General features: G+C 64.0%; 14 protein-coding genes. 3 read left to right on the top strand and 11 right to left on the bottom strand.

Annotation, left to right across the window (positions count from 1 at the left end):
* Positions 1 to 4: 4 nt before the first annotated feature.
* From PAA8504_RS18555 to glgB, 5 genes are read right to left on the bottom strand one after another with little or no spacing between them, the layout of a single operon-like run.
* Positions 5 to 1,867, bottom strand: a complete 1,863-nt coding sequence (locus PAA8504_RS18555; RefSeq protein ID WP_108895636.1) for a 4-alpha-glucanotransferase — start codon at positions 1,865 to 1,867, stop codon at positions 5 to 7.
* Positions 1,864 to 3,948: a glycogen debranching protein GlgX gene (gene glgX, locus PAA8504_RS18550; protein WP_108895635.1), complete on the bottom strand. Its 2,085-nt coding sequence runs from the start codon at positions 3,946 to 3,948 to the stop codon at positions 1,864 to 1,866. The genes PAA8504_RS18555 and glgX overlap by 4 nt, the downstream gene beginning before the upstream one ends.
* On the bottom strand, positions 3,948 to 5,366 hold the full coding sequence (gene glgA, locus PAA8504_RS18545; protein WP_108895634.1) for a glycogen synthase GlgA: 1,419 nt from the start codon (positions 5,364 to 5,366) through the stop codon (positions 3,948 to 3,950). Before glgA ends, glgX begins: the two co-directional genes overlap by 1 nt.
* Entirely contained in the window at positions 5,366 to 6,628 is a 1,263-nt protein-coding gene (gene glgC, locus PAA8504_RS18540) for a glucose-1-phosphate adenylyltransferase (RefSeq protein WP_108895633.1), read from the bottom strand. The genes glgA and glgC overlap by 1 nt, the downstream gene beginning before the upstream one ends.
* A 36-nt stretch (positions 6,629 to 6,664) precedes the next feature.
* Positions 6,665 to 8,851 (bottom strand): 1,4-alpha-glucan branching protein GlgB, encoded by a 2,187-nt coding sequence (gene glgB, locus PAA8504_RS18535; RefSeq protein WP_108895632.1) that lies wholly within the window; start codon positions 8,849 to 8,851, stop codon positions 6,665 to 6,667.
* Positions 8,852 to 8,970: 119 nt separating this feature from the next.
* On the opposite strand from glgB, the gene PAA8504_RS18530 reads away from it, so the two are divergent.
* Positions 8,971 to 10,044, top strand: a complete 1,074-nt coding sequence (locus PAA8504_RS18530; protein ID WP_108895631.1) for a transglutaminase-like domain-containing protein — start codon at positions 8,971 to 8,973, stop codon at positions 10,042 to 10,044.
* Here the strand turns inward: PAA8504_RS18530 and PAA8504_RS18525 are convergent, their stop codons facing one another.
* On the bottom strand, positions 10,045 to 10,446 hold the full coding sequence (locus PAA8504_RS18525; protein WP_245897692.1) for a hypothetical protein: 402 nt from the start codon (positions 10,444 to 10,446) through the stop codon (positions 10,045 to 10,047).
* A gap of 157 nt (positions 10,447 to 10,603) precedes the next feature.
* Entirely contained in the window at positions 10,604 to 12,985 is a 2,382-nt protein-coding gene (locus PAA8504_RS18520) for a glycogen/starch/alpha-glucan phosphorylase (RefSeq protein WP_108895630.1), read from the bottom strand.
* 977 nt (positions 12,986 to 13,962) lie between these two features.
* On the opposite strand from PAA8504_RS18520, the gene PAA8504_RS18515 reads away from it, so the two are divergent.
* Positions 13,963 to 14,241: a hypothetical protein gene (locus PAA8504_RS18515; RefSeq protein ID WP_108895629.1), complete on the top strand. Its 279-nt coding sequence runs from the start codon at positions 13,963 to 13,965 to the stop codon at positions 14,239 to 14,241.
* Positions 14,242 to 14,883: 642 nt separating this feature from the next.
* On the opposite strand, the gene PAA8504_RS18505 is transcribed toward PAA8504_RS18515, so the two are convergent.
* From PAA8504_RS18505 to PAA8504_RS18495, 3 genes are all read right to left on the bottom strand, one after another.
* Positions 14,884 to 15,555 carry an alpha/beta hydrolase gene (locus tag PAA8504_RS18505; protein ID WP_108895627.1) on the bottom strand — a complete coding sequence of 224 codons (672 nt, stop codon included), beginning with the start codon at positions 15,553 to 15,555 and terminating at the stop codon, positions 14,884 to 14,886.
* Positions 15,556 to 15,624: 69 nt separating this feature from the next.
* Complete coding sequence (locus PAA8504_RS18500) at positions 15,625 to 16,254, bottom strand: DNA-3-methyladenine glycosylase family protein (protein WP_108895626.1); 630 nt, start codon at positions 16,252 to 16,254, stop codon at positions 15,625 to 15,627.
* A gap of 9 nt (positions 16,255 to 16,263) precedes the next feature.
* Positions 16,264 to 17,001 carry a precorrin-6A/cobalt-precorrin-6A reductase gene (locus tag PAA8504_RS18495; RefSeq protein WP_108895625.1) on the bottom strand — a complete coding sequence of 246 codons (738 nt, stop codon included), beginning with the start codon at positions 16,999 to 17,001 and terminating at the stop codon, positions 16,264 to 16,266.
* 124 nt (positions 17,002 to 17,125) lie between these two features.
* Here PAA8504_RS18495 and PAA8504_RS18490 point away from each other — a divergent pair, with 124 nt between their 5' ends.
* Complete coding sequence (locus tag PAA8504_RS18490) at positions 17,126 to 18,328, top strand: MFS transporter (protein WP_108895624.1); 1,203 nt, start codon at positions 17,126 to 17,128, stop codon at positions 18,326 to 18,328.
* Positions 18,329 to 18,355: 27 nt separating this feature from the next.
* Here PAA8504_RS18490 and PAA8504_RS18485 read toward each other — a convergent pair whose 3' ends face one another.
* Entirely contained in the window at positions 18,356 to 19,096 is a 741-nt protein-coding gene (locus tag PAA8504_RS18485) for a squalene/phytoene synthase family protein (RefSeq protein ID WP_245897691.1), read from the bottom strand.
* Positions 19,097 to 19,142 lie beyond the last annotated feature (46 nt).

Below are 19,142 nucleotides of genomic sequence, written 5' to 3'. Positions count from 1 at the left end.
TGTCCTATCTTCCGGCGTCGCGCATGATGATGGCCGTGCGTTGGATGGCGTCAAGCGATCCCAATTCGTCGGGCGCCACGCCGACCCGTCGGCGCCAGTTCGGGTGCTGGTGCACGGTCCCGGGCAAATTCGCCTGTTCGACGCGGCCCAGCACGTCTTCGATCTGCGCCACGACCAGCCGCGAGGGGGTCGCGGCGAGAAACTGGTGCAGATCATCCATTCCTTCGCCGCCGATCAGGTCGCAGAAGGCCGAAACGGCTTGTCGGCGCGCTTCCATCTGATCGGCATGGGCCACATTGTCGATATCACCCACGTCGCGCCGCCAGTCGATGTCGCGACCGGATTTCCACCCCTCCCACGTGGGCAGATCGTGGCTGCCCCACGAGGTCAGCGCCGCGCGCGCATAGTCCTGCGCCGGACTGAAGGCGTTGTCGCCCTGATCCCAATGGCGTTCGAACTGCGCCACGCGGCAGCCCAGAAGGCCGCTTTGGGCAAGCGCATCGCGAAGGCCGCCGGGAATGTTGCCCAGATCCTCGCCCACCACGGTCGCACCAGCGCGCGTGGCCTCGATCCGGGCGACGGCCAGAAGCGCCTCGCGCGGCATGGAGACATACGCGCCGGGCGCATCCCCTTCGGGAACCCAGAATGTCCGCTCGAATCCCAGAACGTGGTCGATCCGAAGAAGCTTCGCATGGCTCAGGGCACTGCGCAGAATCGCCTGGATCGGGCGGAACCCGTCGGCGGCAAGCGTGTCGGGCCGCATCGGCGCAAGTCCCCAGCTTTGCCCTTCCGCCGAGAATGCATCGGGCGGGGCGCCAAGCGACACACCATGGGCGAACAGGTCGGGACGGCCCCAGGTCTCGGCCCCTTTCGGGTGGGTTCCGACCGCCAAGTCGAGGTAGAGGCCGAACCGCATTCCTGCGTTCAGGGCCGCCTCTTGCGCGTCCGCTAGCTGTCGGTCGGCCATGTACTGCAGCCAGACGTGGAAGGCGACCTTTTCCTGGTTCTGGGCCGCAAACTCGGCCGCGGCTTCGCCCTCGGGATCGTGCAGGGCGTCCGGCCATTGCGGCCAGTACGGGCCGTACGCCTCGCTGAGCGCCTGATGAAGCGCGAACCGCTCGATCTCGGCCCCCTGTTGGGCGCGCCAAGCCGTGAAATCCGCGTCCGGACGGAACGCCGCGCGAAGCGCCTCCATCCGGGCAGGCAACGCGTCTGAATAGTCGAGCAGATCCGCAGGGGGCAAGGAGGCCTCGTCCCGGGGTGCCACGTGCATGGTCGACAAACGGCCGCGGTGAGCGGGGGCATAGGGGGAAAACGCGCCCGTGTCCGACGGAAAACCGGCATGGACCGGATTCACGCCCACGAAATCGGCGCCAGCAGCCCCCAGGGATCGCGCGGCCTGCGCAAGATCGGCATAGCTCCCGATTCTCCCGTCGACGGCCAAGCCGTACAGGGGGACCGTCATCCCCCATGCCAGCGGCGGCTCGGGCAGGGTCTCGGGCGCTGCAAGCAACCAGCCCGCGGCCCCTTCGACTTCGATGCGGTGGATGCCTATCGGTAGCGGACCCAGATCGGCGCCCTGCCCCTGGGTCGGATTACCCTCTTCCGGGATCAACGTCCACGACCGTCCACCAAGCGCATCAATCTGGACGGGGGCGTCGGACACGACGACTTGCCATTCGGGGATCAGCGGCTGTCGGTCGAGGTCCCTCAGGCGCGCGTCGACCTCGGCCTCGCTATGCACCCCGAACCCGGCTAGGACCGCATCCCGACTATCGGGCGACAGCGTGTGTGTCCGACCCGTCGCATCGTCATAAGATAATACGACCCCAAGGGCCGCGGCCAGACTGTCGCGTGACTCGGTCATTCGGGCCCCCCCCACAATACGAAGACAGAGACGGAATCCCCTGCGATGCCAACGGTTCCCCGCACCAGCTCGCCCACGCGTTCGGGCTCGGCCGTATCAATGCGCCAGTCCCACTCCATACCCGACGGCGGGTCGGGCAGAATCCAGTCGCGCGCAGGGCCGCGATTGAAGATCGCGAAGATAGCTTCCTCGGTTTCCGCGTAGGCAGGCGTGCCGCTTGCCATGCGCAGTTCGGCCCCAAGGGCCCGAAGTTCCGGGTCCTCCCAGTCCTCCTGCGCCATGGGCTGGCCGTCGGATCGCCACCAGAAAAGGTCCTCGCGCCCGTCTACCGTACGCTCACGCGAATGCAGGAACAGTTTCTGCCGCAACAGCGGATGTTCCTGCCGGAATCTTATCATGGCGCGGGTAAACTCCAGGAAGTCACCGTCAGCGCGGTCCCAGTCGATCCAGCTTGTCTGATTGTCCTGGCAATACGCGTTGTTGTTGCCGCCTTGGGTATGGCCTACCTCATCTCCAGCCAGGATCATGGGGGTCCCTTGGCTGAGCATCAGGGTAGCCATCATGTTGCGTTTGCGCCGGTTGCGGGCGGCGATGACGCCCTTTTTCCGGGTCGGTCCCTCGACCCCCAGGTTGTCGGAATAGTTCTGCCCGTGGCCGTCGCGATTGCCCTCGCCATTCGCGTCGTTATGCTTCTTGGTATAGCTGACCACATCGTGCAGCGTGAAACCATCATGCGCGGTCAGCAGGTTGACGCTTGCAGTGGCCGGACGTCCAGAATGATCGAATTGCAAGGCTGAGCCAGTCAGGCGGTCGGCCAGACCCGGAACCGATCCCGCATCCCCGCGCCAGAACATGCGCACACGGTCGCGATACTTGTCGTTCCATTCCAGAAACGGCGGCGGGAAGCCCCCCAGCTGATAGCCCCCCGGCCCGATATCCCAAGGCTCGGCGATCAGCTTGACCTGCGCCAGAACCGGATCCTGCCGTATCGCGTCGAAGAAGGCCGCGCCGCGATCGAAACCGCCCTCGTCCACCCGCGCCAGGGTCGAGCACAGGTCGAACCGGAACCCGTCGACATGCATGACCTCGACCCAGTAGCGCAGGCTGTCCATGATCATTCGCAGCACCATGGGATGATCCACGTTCACCGTGTTCCCGCAGCCGGTGTCGTTGACATAGAGGCGCTTGTCCTCCGGCATCAGCCGGTAATAGCTTGCGTTGTCGAGGCCCCGAAAAGACAGGGTCGGACCAAGCTCGTTGCCCTCGCAGGTGTGGTTGTAGACCACGTCGAGGATCACCTCGATCCCCGCGCGGTGCAGGCGCGCGACCATCTGCTGAAACTCGGCGATCTTCCCGCGGGCGAGGTATTTCGGCTCGGGCGCAAAGAAGCCCAGCGTCTGATAGCCCCAGTAATTCGTCAGATTCTTCTCGTGCAGGAAGCGGTCGGTCAGGAACGCCTGGACCGGCAGAAGCTCGATCGCCGTGATGCCAAGCTTGGTGTAATAATCCAGCATCGGATCGCTCGCCAGCCCCAGGAAGGTTCCCGGAAAGCGCACGTCCCGGCGCCGCGCGGTCAGGCCCTTCACATGCGCCTCGTAGATCACCGACTGTTCGACCGTGACCTGCGGGGGCAGGTCCCGCCCCCACGAGAAGGCCGGATCCTCGACCACGGATCGCGGCATGTACGGCGCAGAGTCCCGCGGGTCCGGGACGGAATCCTCTTTGCCCACAGTGTAGCCCATCAGGGCGTCGTTCCACTGCGGATGCCCGGTCAAACGCTTTGCGTACGGGTCCATCAGCAGCTTGGCCGGGTTGAAGCGATGTCCTTGTGCGGGGGCGTAAGGCCCATGCGCACGATAACCGTAATGCATGCCCGGCGTCAGGCCCGAGATATACCCGTGCCAGACATCGCCGTTGCGCTCGGGCAGGTCAATACGGACCTCGCCGCCGCCCTCGGGGAAAAGACACAGCTCCATCCGGGTGGCATTTTGCGAGAAGACGGCGAAGTTCACGCCATCCCCGTCGAAGGTCGCCCCCAGTTGCGTTGAACGTCCGGCGGCGATCGAAATTGTTTTCGGCATCAGTTGGTGACGAGGTCCCTGTAGAGCTCTGCGTATGCGCCGGCCGAAACATCCCATCCGACGGGATGGCGCATGGCGGTCTTGACCATTTGCGACCAGGTCCCGGGCGACGCGCGAAGCTCTAGCATACGGGTCAGGGCAAGTGACAGGGCCTCGGCGCTATCGGCGGCATGAACGATGCCCGTCGCGGCTTTGGTACGGATCGCGGCGTCGTTGGCATCGATCACGGTATCCGCCAAGCCCCCCACCCGAGCGACGACCGGGATCGCCCCGTAGCGCAAACCGTAAAGCTGGGTCAGGCCGCAGGGTTCGAAGCGCGACGGTACCAGCACGGCCTCCCCCCCGGCCATCATGCGGTGCGACAGCGCCTCATCATACCCGATATGAACCGACAGGCCGTCATGTCGGTCTGCCGCGTCGCCCCATGCGCGTTCAAGGTCCCGGTCCCCCGACCCGAGAAGCGCCAGCTGTCCACCCGATTCAAGATATTCGGGGAGCACGTCGAGCAGCAGGTCCAGCCCCTTCTGATGCGTCAGGCGGCTGATCACGACGGCAAGCGGGCCGTCCGCGTCGGGCAAACCAAGCTCGGCCCGCAGCGCTGCGGTCGCCGCCGTCTTTCCGCGCGCGGTCTTGAACTGCCGGATCGCCGGGTCCTTCCCGGGGTTCCAGGCATCCGTGTCGATGCCGTTCAAGATGCCCGCGAGGTCGCCGCGACGCGACCAGATCAACCCTTCGAACCCCATTCCAAAAGCTGGAGTCGTCAATTCGCGCGCATAGCGCGGAGACACCGTGGTAATCCGGTCCGCCCAGACAAGGGCCGCCTTCAGTGTCGAACCTGTGCCCCAGAACTCGTAGCCATCGACATGGTTATCGGTCGGATCCAGCCCCAGACTTTCGATGCGCGACGGCTCGAACCGGCCCGCGAACGCGATGTTGTGTATGGTCTCGACCGAGGCGACCGGTGTGCCGTCCTTCCTGAGGAAATAGGGAAGAAGCCCGGCCTGCCAGTCATGGCCATGGGCCACCTGAGGCGTCCAGCCCACGGTGCCACGACAAATTTCGGCGCCCGCGCGACACAGGGCGGCGAACCGCTCGGGATTGTCGGGCCAGTCCCGGCCCTCTTCGTCGAGGTAAATGGTCCCGCCCCGATCGTACAAATGGGCCGCCTCGAGCACGTAAAGCGAAAGCCCGTCTGCTTCGGCCCTGAGAAGTCGCGCCGGACCACCGTAGAGGTGATCGAAGCTCATCGCTTCCTTCGTATCGGCGACGCGGTTCAGGACCGCAGGATACCCTGGCAGAAGCACGCGCATCTCTATGCCTTCCGCGGCGAGCGCGTGCGGCAGCGCCCCCACGACGTCGGCAAGGCCCCCGGTCTTGATCAACGGAGCGCATTCAGAGGCCACCGACAAGACCCGCATTACTGTGCGGCCTTCCACGCATCGACCATCGGCTGGGTGATCAGCGTCACGCCGGATTTCGACACTTCGAAGAACTCGGCATCCTCTTTCGGATCCTGCCCGATCGTCAGTCCCTCGGGGATCGAGACGCCTCCGTCCACCACGCATTTGCGCAGGTCCACGTGCCGCGCGATCGTCACATGCGGCAGGATCACCGCCTGTTCGAGGATCGAATAGCTGTTCGTGTGCACGTGGCTGAACAGAAGCGACTCGCGGATCTCGGTGCCCGACACGATGCACCCCCCGGCCACCATCGAGCTGATGGCGTGCCCGCGGCGGTTCTCTTCGTCATGGATGAACTTGGCTGGGGGCGTAATTTCCGAGTACGTCCAGATCGGCCAGTTCTGATCCCACAAGTCCAGCTCAGGGTCGAAATTCGTAAGGTCGATATTGGCCTGCCAATAGGCATCGATCGTACCGACATCGCGCCAATAGGCAGGGGCGTCGGACCGGTGCTTTACGCAACTGTCAGTGAAGCGGTGCGCCTGCGCGCGGCCGTTCTTCACGATATAGGGGACGATGTCGCCGCCGAAATCGTGCTTGGAGCCTTCAAGCTCCTGATCGTTCAGCAAAAGCTCTCGTAGATAGGACCACTTGAAGACATAGATCCCCATCGAGGCCAGCGCGCTGTCTGGGTCGCCGGGCATTCCCGGGGGATCCGCCGGCTTTTCGAGGAAAGAGGTGATCTTGAGGCTGTCATCCACCGCCATGACGCCGAAGGCCGTCGCCTCCTCGCGCGGAACCGTCAGGCAGCCGACGGTCACGTCGGCATTGGTCTCGACATGCTCCTGGATCATCACCTCGTAATCCATCTTGTAGATGTGATCGCCGGCAAGGATCAGGATGTACTCGATCCCGTAGCTGTCGATGATGTCGATATTCTGGGTCACCGCATCGGCCGTGCCCAGGTACCACTTGTCTTCGGCCACCCGTTGGGAGGCCGGCAGGATGTCCAGGTATTCGTTACGCTCCGCCCTGAAGAAGGACCACCCGCGCTGGCAATGCCGGATCAGGCTGTGCGCCTTGTATTGCGTGGCGATCGCCATCTTCCGAATTCCCGAGTTCAGGGCGTTGGAAAGCGCGAAGTCGACGATCCGCGTCTTGCCCCCGAAATAGACCGCGGGCTTGGCGCGCGTGTCAGTCAATTGCTTCAGCCGCGATCCGCGTCCGCCCGCCAGGACGAACGCCATCGTGCGGGACGAAAGTCGCTTGTTGGACTCCATTCTCCCCCCCTTTCGGACTGATTTTCAGCCCATTTGTTATTCCTTGACGAAAATGACCGTCGACAAGGGCGGCAGGTACACGTCAGCTTCGGCGGGCTGACCGTTCCGTTCGCCCGCCTTGGCATCGACACCACCCATGTTGCCGCGCCCCTGGCCGCCGTAGATCTCGGCGTCCGAACAGAACGCCTCGCGCCAGCGCCCAGCCTGCGGCATCCCCAGCTTGTAGGGCCGTTCGACGGGCGTGAAGTTACAGGCTACCACGACTTCCGGGTCCGTGCCCCCCGACCGCCGGATCCAAGCGTAGACCGAGGCGTCCGCGTCGTTCGCCTCGATCCACTGGAAACCCGACGGCTCGCAATCCAGCGCATGAAGCGCGGGTTCGGCGCGGTAAAGCGTGTTCAGGTCCCGCACCAGACGCTGGATCCCGGCGTGTTTCGGGTTGTCCATGACACCCCAGCTGAGCTGGCTGTTGTGGTTCCACTCGGAAGGCTGCGCAAATTCACACCCCATGAACAGAAGCTTCTTGCCCGGGTGCCCCCACATGAAGCTGTAATAGGCGCGCAGGTTGGCGAACTTCTCATCCTCGCCACCCGGCATCTTGTTCAGCATCGAACCCTTGCCGTGGACGACCTCGTCATGGCTGATCGGCAGGATGAAATTTTCAGAAAAGGCGTAGTGCAGGCCGAATGTCATCAGATGATGGTCGTGCTTGCGGTAGATCGGGTCCTTTTCCATGTAACGCAGGGTGTCGTTCATCCACCCCATGTTCCACTTGAATCCGAAGCCCAGGCCACCGTCGTCGACCGGGCGGCTGACCTGCGGGAAACTGGTCGATTCCTCGGCCACCGTCATGATCCCGTCCGCGGCGCCGTAGGCCGCCATGTTCGCGCCCTTGAGGAAATCGATCGCTTCGAGGTTCTCGCGCCCGCCAAACTTGTTCGGAACCCACTCCCCTTCCTTGCGGGAGTAATCACGGTAAAGCATCGACGCGACGGCATCTACGCGCAGTCCATCGATGTGATACTCTTCCAGCCAGTAGATGGCATTCGACGTCAGGAAATTCTTCACCTCTGTCCGGCCGTAATTGTAGATCAGCGTATTCCAGTCCTGGTGGAAGCCTTCCCTGGGATCGGCATGCTCGTACAATGCGGTGCCGTCGAACTGTCCCAGTCCATGCGGGTCCGCCGGGAAGTGTCCGGGAACCCAATCGAGGAGAATGCCCAAGCCCTTGCGGTGCGCCGCATCGATCAGATCGCGGAACTCGTGCGGGGGGCCGAAGCGGATCGTCGGGGCGAACAGGCCCACCGGCTGATAGCCCCACGACCCGTCGAAGGGATATTCGCTGATCGGCAGAAGCTCGATATGAGTGAAGCCCATGTCGTGGACATAATCCACAAGCTCCTCTGCCGCCTCCTTGTACGACAGCGGCCGGTTTCCTTCCGCGGCTACGCGCTTCCACGAACCAAGATGCACCTCGTAGACCGAGATCGGCGCCGTGCGGCCGTTCCGGCCACCGCGTTCGGCCATCCAGTCGTCGTCCTTCCAGCCATAGCCGGAAATATCCCGAACGATCGAGCTGTTCTGCGGCGCATGCTGGCTTCCGAATCCGACCGGATCGGACTTCAGGGGTTGCAGCTGCCCCCCGGCGCCGAGAATCTCGTACTTGTAGACTTCGCCGTCGGTGACGTTGGGGACGAAGATTTCCCACACGCCAGTCGCCCCACGGGGGCGCATAGCATGCCGTCGCCCGTCCCAATGGTTGAAGCCGCCCACGACGCTGACACGTTCGGCATTTGGGGCCCAGACCGCGAACTGCGTGCCCCATTGGCCCTCGTGTTCAAGGACATGCGCCCCCAGGACGGTCCAGATCCGCTGGTGCGTGCCCTCACCCAGAAGATACTCGTCCAGTTCGCCCATCACGGGGCCGAAGCGATAGGCGTCCTCGTATTCCCACGTCTCGGTCCCGGCATAGCCGCGCAGCCAATAGTGGCCCGACTCGGGCACTTCACCCGCGAATACGGCCATGCCGCCGGCAACGCGGCCAAGCTCATATTCTGTGCCATCGATGACGGCGAACATGCGTTCCGCCCCGGGGTCCAGCACGCGGACGGTGCCGCCATGCCTGCCGAGGACGGAAAACGGGTCGCCATGTCGCCCCTGGTGGAGCGCCTCGGCAACCTTGGGATCAACGATCGAAGCGGGTTTGCGAACTGTACCGGTCATGTCTGTTAGCCTATGTCGGACTGGGCTCAAAGCAACCGCCGTACGACGCGATTGCCGGCCCGTTCTTGCACACATAGTCCGGGGGCCGTAGCTGGTCAGGGATAAAGAGGGATGAACCGATGCACTTTTCCAGACGCGCGTTTCTCGGCACCGCGGCCGCAACCGCCATTTTTCCGAAGTTGACCCATGCCGCTTATGCCCCCGCGCCCGGTGATTGGCGTCGGTTCGAGATCACGACGGTTTTTGCCCTTCCCACCGGCGCGGCTGCGGACCTGTGGGTTCCCCTGCCGACCCTGGACGCGGCGCTTTGGCAAAGACCGGGCGATGTCTCCTGGACCGGCACGGCCGAGACCGTGGACCGGGTCGCCACCGAAAAGGCCGAGTTTCTGCACGCGGAATGGCCTGCGGGCGATGCACTGCGGGAATTGATCGTGACCGCCACGGTCGCTACGCGCGGACGTTCGGTCGACCTTGGGGCCCCGCGCGATGTCGCGCCCCTGTCCGCCGAAGACCGGGCTCGATACACTGCCGCGACCGACCTCATCCCCACGGACGGCATTGTGAAAGCGACGTCCGACCGGATCGTCGAAGGCGCCCGGGACGATCTGGAAACGGCCCGACGGATCTATGACTGGATCGTCACAGAAACGGCGCGCAACCCCGAAACCCGTGGCTGCGGTCTGGGCGATATCGGGTCCATGCTTGCCATGGGCGACCTGACGGGAAAATGCGCTGACCTGAACGCGCTGTTCGTCGGTCTGGCCCGCGCCGCCGGATTGCCCGCCCGGGATCTGTACGGCTTGCGCGTCGCCCCGTCAGCCTTCGGGTATACCAGCCTCGGCGCCGGTTCCGATGACGTGACCAAGGCACAGCATTGCCGGGCCGAGGTCTTTCTGTCCGATTTCGGCTGGGTGCCCGCCGATCCAGCCGACGTCCGCAAGGTCATGCTGCAAGAAGATCAGGGGGACCTTCCGCTCTCGCACCCCAAAGTAGTGGATGCACGCGAAGCGCTTCTGGGCGCGTGGGAAGGGAACTGGATCGCATATAATGACGGGCACGACATCCGCCTTCCCAGCGACGATGCGGGGCCCCTGCCGTTCCTGATGTACCCCGAGGCCCGGATCGGTGATCGACGGCTGGACCCGCTTAAACCCGCCGACTTCTCCTATGAGATTACCGCGCGCCCGATCTGATCAGTCCTGACCGGAATAGACGGCATTGCACCGGGCGATCACTTCGGTCGCCCGGGCCTGATACTGCGGGATGGTCCGCCGCAACTCTTCAATCTTGCGCTGTTCGTTGGCGACGTCGATGGGAACCGGCGTCTCTATCGTGCGGTAGGCAGTCGACGGACAGACATAGGGTATCGACCGCTTGCCCGTGTTTCGAAAGCAGGTGCCATAAACCGTGTACGGAACGCGTTGGACGTGAATCGCATACCCCCGGGCCAGGTTGCCCTCGGCCACAGCGAGGTTTTTTAGGGTAGTCCTGTAAGGCTCTTGGGCCTCATTGACGCAGCGTTCCTGCGGGGTTGCGCAGGCTGCAAGGACCAAAGCCCAAGGCAGAAGCGCAATCATCCGAAGCCGGGGCGTCATATCGCGAGGCCCTTCCGGATGGCGACATCAGGCGTCACCCCGCATACAGGGCAGCCGTCAAGGCATTGAATGTCGCGGTATTCCATTCGCCTGCCCCAGATAGACCAAGATTGACGGACGCCGACCGAGATCGGCGTCCGACCGGGTTCGTGCGGGATCAGACGCTCAGCGCCTCTGCCCCCCAGATATCCGACATATAGCCACGGATCGTTCGATCCGAGCTGAACCACCCGGACCGCGCCGTGTTCAAGACAGCCATGCGCGTCCAGTCCGCCTGATCGCGATAGGCCACTTCCAGGTCGCGGCTGGCGCGCCAATAATCCGCGAAGTCCGACGCCACGCAGAAGTAGTCATCGCCGGACACGTTCTCGGTGATCGATGCGAAGCGTTCGCCGAACGTGCCGGAGGCGATAGCATCCATAGCGCGCTTCAGGCGCGGCGCCTCGGCGATGGCCTTGGCCGCGTGGTCGTCGATCTGCCGCCGGGCGACGACTTCTTGCGCGGTCATCCCAAAGAGGAAGAAGTTGTCGGCGCCCACCAGCTCGCGGATCTCGACATTGGCCCCGTCGAGCGTGCCGATGGTCAGCGCGCCGTTCAGGGCGAATTTCATGTTACCAGTGCCCGACGCTTCCTTGCCGGCGGTCGAGATCTGCTGGCTGACTTCGGCCGCGGGGATCAGGCGTTCGGCCAAAGTGACGTTGTAGTTCGCAGGATATGCGACCTTCAGCAGGTGGCTGGTATCGGGATCGTTGTTGATCACCTCGGCCACCGCGTTGATCAGGAAGATGATCTCCTTCGCGAAGACGTAGCCCGGCGCTGCCTTACCGCCGAACACCTTCACCTGGGGGACCCAGTCGCCCTTGGGATCGTCCTTGATTTCCTGCCATAGCGCGATGGTCTGCAAGATGTTGAGGTGCTGGCGCTTGTATTCGTGAATACGCTTGATCTGCACGTCGAACATGGCGTCGGGATCGACCGCCAAGCCCTGCTGACCCAGATAGTTGGCCAGATCCACCTTGTTGGCGCGCTTTGCCGCGGCGTATTCGTCGCGGAACTGGGCATCGTCCGCCATCGGCTCCAGCTGCATCAACTCTTCCAGATCGTCGACCCAACCATCTCCGATGGCCTCGGTAATCAAGCCAGAGAGACGCGGGTTCGCCGCCAGGACCCAACGCCGGGGAGTGATCCCGTTGGTTTCGTTCACGATCCGGTTCGGGTGCAGGCGGTTCAGCTCGGCGAACACCGTCTCTTTCATCAGACCGGTGTGCAGCGCCGAAACCCCGTTGACCCGGTGCGCCATGGTAAAGGCGATGGGACCCATCTGGACATCCCCGTCGCCGATCAGCACGACCTTGCGGTCCGGATGGGCTGCGGCATGGGCCGCGTCGATCCGCTCAATGATCTGCAGGTGACGTGGCAACAGGCTGCGCATCAGCTCAATGGACCAGCGTTCCAGCGCTTCGGGCAGAAGCGTGTGGTTCGTATACCCAAGGCAACCGCGCGCCGCTTCCACTGCGGCGTCGAAGTCCATCCCCTTCTCGTCGTGCAGAAGGCGCACAAGCTCGGGGCCGGCGATGGCGGGGTGGGTGTCGTTCAGCTGGATCGCCACCTTAGAGGGCAGAATCGACCAGTCGTCATACTCGTCCTCGAACCGGCGCAGGATGTCGCGCAGGGAGGCCGCGGTGAAGAAGAACTCCTGCTTCAGACGAAGGCGCTTGCCCTCTTCGGTGGTGTCGTCGGGATACAGAACCCGCGAGATCGTGCGGGCAAGCGCCTCGGGCTCGGCCGCGCCGTAATAGTCACCCGCGTTGAACCGGTCGAGGTCAAAGACCGTCTCGGGTCGCGCGGACCACAGGCGCAGGGTGTTCGCCCAACGGCCCTGCCAGCCGATCATCGGCATGTCATAGGCCCGCGCCAGGACGGTCTCCTCCGGTTGCCAAACGGTGCGGTTGCCCAGCACCTTGACCGCACCGCCGAAGCCGATGCGATAGGACGATTCCGGTCTCTCGAATTCCCAGGCGTGGGCTTCGGTTAACCAGTCCTCTGGCGCCTCCATTTGCCGTCCGCCTTCAAAGCTTTGCTTGAACAGCCCATGCTCGTAGCGGATGCCGTAGCCATAGGCCGGACAACCAACCGTGGACATGGATTCCAGGAAGCAGGCCGCCAAGCGCCCCAATCCCCCGTTGCCGAGGGCGGCGTCGGGCTCATCCTGCATGACCATGCGTGCGTCGAGTGAGCGATCATCGAAGAACTCCGCGACCTCGTCCATCAGACCAAGGTTGACGGTCGCGTCTTCGAGCAGACGGCCGATCAGGAATTCCATCGACAGGTAATAGACCCGTTTGCCCTGCTTGGCGTAGGTCGCGCGGGTCGATGCGAACCATGGGTCGACGATCCGGTCGCGGATCGCAAGACTAAGGGCCATTCGCCAATCGGTCGTGGTCGCGTGTGCCGCGTCCTTGCCGAGCGAATACTTCAGGTGCTGCAGAATGGCGTCGGACAAAGTCTCGCCCGGACGGGGCACGTGTACATCTTTCATCACAAGTCTCCTCCGGCCACTGGCCGGTTAGCGATATCGGGACAAAACTTGGTGCCCCGATTGACGTCAAAAAACGTCATACGCAAGAGCACGTGGCAATAGCGTCCCACCTTCACGCGGAATTGTCGCATCGAAAGCGCGCTTGCCTGACGCCGCTCAACTCCCGACCATAAATTTAGGGGGTGTCCGCAAACCGTGTTGGTTCGCTTCGCCTTAACGATGGAGAGCCTATATTACTCTGCTTTTGCTGCGGAGGATGCCCTTGCTACATCACGACTTTCGCCGTCTTCTCGATGCTCTCGACAACCTGAACCCGGCCCAGATCGAGGATGCCCAGACGAAGATTCGTGATCTCCGGCGAAAGACGGAAGCGATCTCCGAGATCGAAGCACGGACAAACAGAGAACACAAGTGCCCCTTCTGCTGCGATGAGCGACGCCAGAAGTGGGGCCGCACTCGGACCAGGGTCCAGCGCTACCGATGCTCCGGTTGCGAAAAGACCTATTCAGGACGAACCGGGAGCACTATCGGCCGCATCCATCGCCCCGACCTGTTCATGGAGGCACTGATGGATATGCTGGGCAGCCCCGCGCCTCAATCGGTGCGCAAGCTGGCCAAGCAGCTCGACCTCAACAAATACACGATCTGGCGCTGGCGGATGCTCGTGTTCTCGATCATCGGAAGCAGCAGCGTGGCGGCGACATTCGCGGGGATCATCGAGGCGGATGAGACCTACCAACGGGAGTCCCGGAAGGGATCGCGCGAATGGGTCCGGCATTTCGCCGATCCGAAGAACATTCCAAAGCCACCGCGCCCACGGTGGGAAGACTTCACGACGCAAGGGCTGAAGATGATGCGCGGCCTCTCGCGGTGGCAGCTCCCTATTCTCACCGTCGCTGATCGCGGTGGTTCTCGCCTCTTCCGGCGACTGCCGAACCGCAAGAGCGCCACCGTGGAGCGCGCCATGAACCCCCCTCGTGCCGGGCGATGCCGTGCTCTGCTCGGATGGTGGCAATGGCTACAAGGATCTCGCGGCGGCGCGCGGCCTGGAGCATTTCGTGGTCGGGAGCAAGCCCGGAACCCGTGTCGCGTCAGGCTGCTATCACATCCAGAACGTGAACTCGCTCCACGCTCGCTATGGCAAGTTCATCGAGCCGTTCTGTGGGCCGGCGACGAAGAACCTCAACGGCTACATCCGATGGCTGGAAGTGCGGCTGGCGGGAATGAATCCCGCAGATATTATTCGACTGTCGTAAAAGGCGGGCGGGCCTTCCGCTGGCCTCGCGATTTCCGTGCCGTTAGCTGCGGGACCACATCCAGTGTATCCAACCTCTGGAGATCTTTCCGTTGCCACTTCGCTCCAAGCATCCGGCCCTCATTTCGAGCGGCAAAGCCACCATCATCGCAGCGCTCGTTCACGCCGTGATCTTCAGTGCCCCAGCACTTGGAAGTTTGGCATATCACGCAGGTATCGAAAGCCGTCTGAATGAAATCGCGACGATAATGTGTGTGGCGTTTGGCCCGGGCGTCCCTGCCTCGACTATCGTTCTTGCCAGAGGCTTGCGTCGTCATGGTCTTGCGCCTGAACGAATGCTTCCGTCATGCTTGCTCGCGGGCGTGGCCATCGTGATCTCCAGCGCACTTCTTCATTTGGCTTTCTGGCCTCTGGCCGGTGAGGACTACTACAGCCTTCCCGGGCTCTCGATAATTCTCGCGGCATGCTCAGCTCTCATTCTGCCGGTGGTTCTACTCATCGTCTTCGTTTTCCATCGATTCTGGATGCGGTGCTTCAACAGGTCCGCAGCGCCGAGATGAAGTTGATCGGTTGACCCAAACATTCACGCCCAACACGTTTTGCGGACACCCCCTAAATTTAACCACACATTCCTAAGGGCGGATTAACCACCTTCGAGGTCGAGGCGATCCCGCATGAAGGCCAGTGCGACGGAAAGGCCGTCCGGAGCGATGCCGTGGGCCGTTCCTTTCGAGACATGGGCGAACACGTCCAGACCGGCGCCTTGCAACGCCTCAGCCGCGGCGGGCAACGACTGGGGCGGCACCACGTCGTCCTGATCGCCGTGGACAAGAAGAACGGGCGGGCGGCTTGTGATTTCGTCTACCAGGCTTTCGGGGCGCAAAAGACGACCCGAGAAGCCGACGATCCCGGCCACGGATTCGGCCCGGCGCAACACGACATGCAGCGCCATCATCGTGCCCTGACTGAAGCCGACGACGACCATTCGATCGGCGTCCAGGCCTTCGTCCTCCAGCACGCGGGACAGGTAGCCATCCAGATCGTGGGCGGCCCGATCCATCGCGGCATCCGCTTCCACCGGGTCGGACCCGTCGAGCCAGGGGATCGGAAACCACTGATACCCCATCGGATTGACCACCGACCTTTCAGGCGCATCGGGCGCGTGAAACGCCGTTCCGGGCATGTGTTCCGACAACGGATCGGCAAGTCCCAGAAGGTCGGCACCGTCCGCGCCGTATCCGTGCAAGAAGACCACGATCGATCTGGCAGTACCGGGTGCCGGCCCCTTGCGCTTGCTTTCCAGTGTCCGTGCCATCGGAACCTCCGTGCCGTTTGCAGTCGGGATCGGCTTACGCGCGAACACCGCGAAGGACAACGCCGCCGCCTACACGATACCTTCGCGCGATTTCGCCACGGCATACCATGCCCAGAGGCCGCGCGCGGCGACCCCGCGCCACGGGCGCCACGGTTCGGCCATGGCGCGCAACGCAGCCTCTCGCGGGCGCGCTTCCAAGCCGAAAAGAAGTCTCGCGGCTTCCTGCAAGGCAAGATCCCCGGCGGGAAATGCGTCGGCCCGGCCGAGCGAGAACAGCGCATAGATCTCGGCCGTCCAGCGCCCGATACCGGGTACGGCCACCAGCGTCTGGACCACCTCATCGGTCGGCTGGCGGGCCAAGCCTTCGAAATCCAGCTGTGCATCGGCCAAAGCACGGATATACCGCGCTTTCGGACGGGACAGACCGACAGTCTTCAGATCTTCGTCCGGCGCGGATCGGACGACATCAGGGTCCAACAGCCCCGCAGCCTCCACCCTCGCACCGATGGCTTTGGCCGAGGCGACGCTGACTTGCTGGCTGACGATGGCCTGAACAAGGGCGGGAAATCCCCCTGATCGAAGGCGGTCCGGCCATGGCCCCGTCTCGGCCCGCGCCCGCGCCAGGAAAGGGTCCCGGGCGCTCAACCACTCCGTCCCCTCCGCAATGCAGGCGGGACCTGTCAGTATGCGCTCTTCCATGGCCCGCCCCTATTCCACACGCCGGGCCCAGGCAATAGCCCCGGCGATCGTGTCGAACCTGACAGCTTCGGGACGCGGCGGACGGCGGATCATGGCGACCTCGATCCCCAGCTCCCGGGCGGCGTCCAGTTTCGGCCGGCTTGCCGCGCCGCCCGCGTTACGCACGACCAGCCAGTCGATCCCGAGTTCCCCGAATAACTTGATTTCCCCTTCCGCATCGAACGGAGGGTGGCCGACGATCCACATGCCATCCTCGAATGGTGGGTGATGCAGGGGCGCATGATCGATCTGGCGCACAAACACGCGACGCCCCGGCATCGGGCCAAAGGCGTCCAGCCGATGCTGGCCAGTACCTATGAAAACGCAGACGCCCGACGGGACAAAGGCGCCCGCGGCCGTCTCATCCTCGGCGAAATGCCAACGATCACCCGGCCCGGGAAGCCAGGGCGGCCGGAGGAGCTGGCCGTAGGGGACGCCCAGTTCTCGGCATATGCGGGCCGACCGCATGGAGACACGCGCGGCGAATGGATGAGTCGCGTCCAGAACCGCGCCGACCTGCTCCTCCTTCAGGTAGCTGCGAAACCCGTCATCCCCGCCGAAGCCGCCGATCCGGGTCGCAACACCAAACGCCTCGGGCGGGCGCATGGGTCGCGCAACAGAGACCGTCAGACCCAGGCCGGTCACCGATTTCAGTGCCGCCACGATCTGCCGGGCCTCCTGCGTTCCCGCCAGAAGCAACAGCCGCATCAGGTCTCTCCTCCCCGGGGTATTCGGCGGGTATCGTGGTCCGCGCACACATCCTGACGCCGAACCCCCCGAGGTCAAGCGGCGCCATCTTGCAAAAGCAGCGGCATGAGGCCACGAGGGCCATATGAACGCCGAAGACGCCTTGCCCCGCCGCAATGTCGCGATCCTGACCGCCGCCCAGGCGATCCTGGGCGCGCAGCTTCCCGCAATCTTCGTGATCGCGGGGCTTGCGGGACAGTCGCTGGCCGCCAACCCGTGTTTCGCGACCTTGCCAATTTCACTTCTGATGCTGGGGTCGATGCTGGCGGCGCAACCGCTTTCGGGCTTTATGCAACGCTACGGGCGGCGCGCGGGGTTCTGGGCCGGCACGGCGGCCGGCGCGGCGGGGGCGGCCATCGCGGCGGCTGGACTGTATCTCGGGAGCTTCCCTGTTCTGCTTTTGGGGTCCTTGTGTTCGGGGGTGTTCATGTCCTCGCTCGGGTTCTACCGGTTCGCCGCTGCGGATACCGCGTCCGAGGCGTTCCGCCCCAAGGCAATCTCCTACGTTCTGGCCGGTGGGCTGGCCTCGGCCGTGATCGGTCCGCAGCTGACCAAGTTCACCGCTGACGCTTATGTCGTGCCGTTTTTCGGCACATATCTGGGCATCATCGTCTTGAATTTGGTCGGCGCTGCGCTGTTCCTGGGATTGCGGATCCCGCGTCCGCCGGTGCCCGAAAAAGACGCGCCCGCTGGGCGCACGCGGATTGAGCTTTTGAAGACCCCGATCATCGGGGTGGCGATCATCTGTGCCATGGTCAGCTATGCGCTGATGAACCTGATGATGACATCGACGCCGCTGGCGGTCGTCGGATGCGGGTTTTCGCGTGATGCTGCGGCCGATATCGTTACGGGGCACGTGCTGGCGATGTACGGGCCGTCGTTCTTCACGGGGCATCTGATCGCCCGGTTCGGGGCGGCGCGGATCGTGTCGGTGGGGCTTTGCCTGATCGCCGGGGCGGGGCTGGTGGCACTGTCGGGGGTCGAGCTCGGAAACTTCTATATCGCCCTTATCCTGTTGGGATTGGGGTGGAATTTCGGCTTCATCGGGGCCACGTCGATGTTGTCCTCGGCCCATGCGGCCGCGGAACGGGGCAGGGTGCAGGGGCTGAACGACTTCCTGGTCTTCGGCTGCGTGACGCTGGCCTCGCTGGCCTCGGGCGGGCTAATGAACTGCGCCGGTGGATCGGCGGTCGAGGGGTGGACGGCGGTGAACCTGGCGATGCTGCCGCTTCTGGCACTGGCGGGATCGGCGCTGATCTGGCTGAGGTTCCGACCGAACCCGGCGTAACAAACCTGAATCATTGGCAATATAGGTTCAGCGTCCCAGCGCGGCCATGCGCATCAGGCGCAAACGGCGCAAAGCTGGGGCGCGGGTCAGGGTGCCGTCCCGAACGCGGGACGGATCCTTCAGGGCGGCCGACAGGACCGGGCGGGCCTCCCACGCGGCGAGGGCGGCGGGGTGGGCGGCACGGCTGACCCGGGACAGGCGGTCGAGGCCCATGCGGGCAAGGTCGCGGATCTCGGATTCTCCCTCGTTCATAAGGGGTTGCAGGCCGCGCGCCGTCAGGTCGGGGACCGAGGTGAACCACCCCGCAAGCCCGCCTGCGAAGCCGGTGCCGCGCACGGCATCCTCGTCCGTCGCGCCCAGGGCGCGGGCGGCGGTCCACATCAGCGCGCCGGCGATCGCCTCGATATGCGCGACAAGCTGCTCGGTCGAAGTGAAGGGTTCGCGCGAGATCTCCCACCGGCGGGCGACAACGGCGGCGTCGAGCAGGTTTGCCCCTTCGGAATCAAGGGCTTGAGCCAACGGCTCGACCACCTCGTGGCGGCGCGGGGGCATGCCTTCGGCGATCTCGGACAGGGCGTCGCGCCACCATTGCAGGCGGATCTCGGCGATCATCGGTTCGGCCGTGACCCACGGGGCCCGGGCGGCTTCGACGTTCAGCGCATAGATCGGGAACAGGACCATGCGGGCCGCGGGGGGGGCGGCCATGGCCGCAAGGAAGCGGTCCGGATCGCCCGCGCGGACGATCTCGGCACAGGCATTGACGCTCAAAACCCGTCCCGCAAACGCCGGACATCCGTCGGACCCGCGCCGGACA

Source organism: Palleronia abyssalis, assembly GCF_900302445.1.
Taxonomy (GTDB): domain Bacteria; phylum Pseudomonadota; class Alphaproteobacteria; order Rhodobacterales; family Rhodobacteraceae; genus Palleronia; species Palleronia abyssalis.
This window is presented reverse-complemented; position numbering and strand designations above follow the sequence as displayed.

Excerpts from the sequence above, each read along its gene's own strand:
- PAA8504_RS18555 (WP_108895636.1), bottom strand. The coding sequence starts at position 1,867 with ATGACCGAGTCACGCGACAGTCTGGCCGCGGCCCTTGGGGTCGTATTA.
- glgX (WP_108895635.1), bottom strand. The coding sequence starts at position 3,948 with ATGCCGAAAACAATTTCGATCGCCGCCGGACGTTCAACGCAACTGGGG.
- glgA (WP_108895634.1), bottom strand. The coding sequence starts at position 5,366 with ATGCGGGTCTTGTCGGTGGCCTCTGAATGCGCTCCGTTGATCAAGACC.
- glgC (WP_108895633.1), bottom strand. The coding sequence starts at position 6,628 with ATGGAGTCCAACAAGCGACTTTCGTCCCGCACGATGGCGTTCGTCCTG.
- glgB (WP_108895632.1), bottom strand. The coding sequence starts at position 8,851 with ATGACCGGTACAGTTCGCAAACCCGCTTCGATCGTTGATCCCAAGGTT.
- PAA8504_RS18530 (WP_108895631.1), top strand. The coding sequence starts at position 8,971 with ATGCACTTTTCCAGACGCGCGTTTCTCGGCACCGCGGCCGCAACCGCC.
- PAA8504_RS18525 (WP_245897692.1), bottom strand. The coding sequence starts at position 10,446 with ATGACGCCCCGGCTTCGGATGATTGCGCTTCTGCCTTGGGCTTTGGTC.
- PAA8504_RS18520 (WP_108895630.1), bottom strand. The coding sequence starts at position 12,985 with ATGAAAGATGTACACGTGCCCCGTCCGGGCGAGACTTTGTCCGACGCC.
- PAA8504_RS18505 (WP_108895627.1), bottom strand. The coding sequence starts at position 15,555 with ATGGCACGGACACTGGAAAGCAAGCGCAAGGGGCCGGCACCCGGTACT.
- PAA8504_RS18500 (WP_108895626.1), bottom strand. The coding sequence starts at position 16,254 with ATGGAAGAGCGCATACTGACAGGTCCCGCCTGCATTGCGGAGGGGACG.
- PAA8504_RS18495 (WP_108895625.1), bottom strand. The coding sequence starts at position 17,001 with ATGCGGCTGTTGCTTCTGGCGGGAACGCAGGAGGCCCGGCAGATCGTG.
- PAA8504_RS18490 (WP_108895624.1), top strand. The coding sequence starts at position 17,126 with ATGAACGCCGAAGACGCCTTGCCCCGCCGCAATGTCGCGATCCTGACC.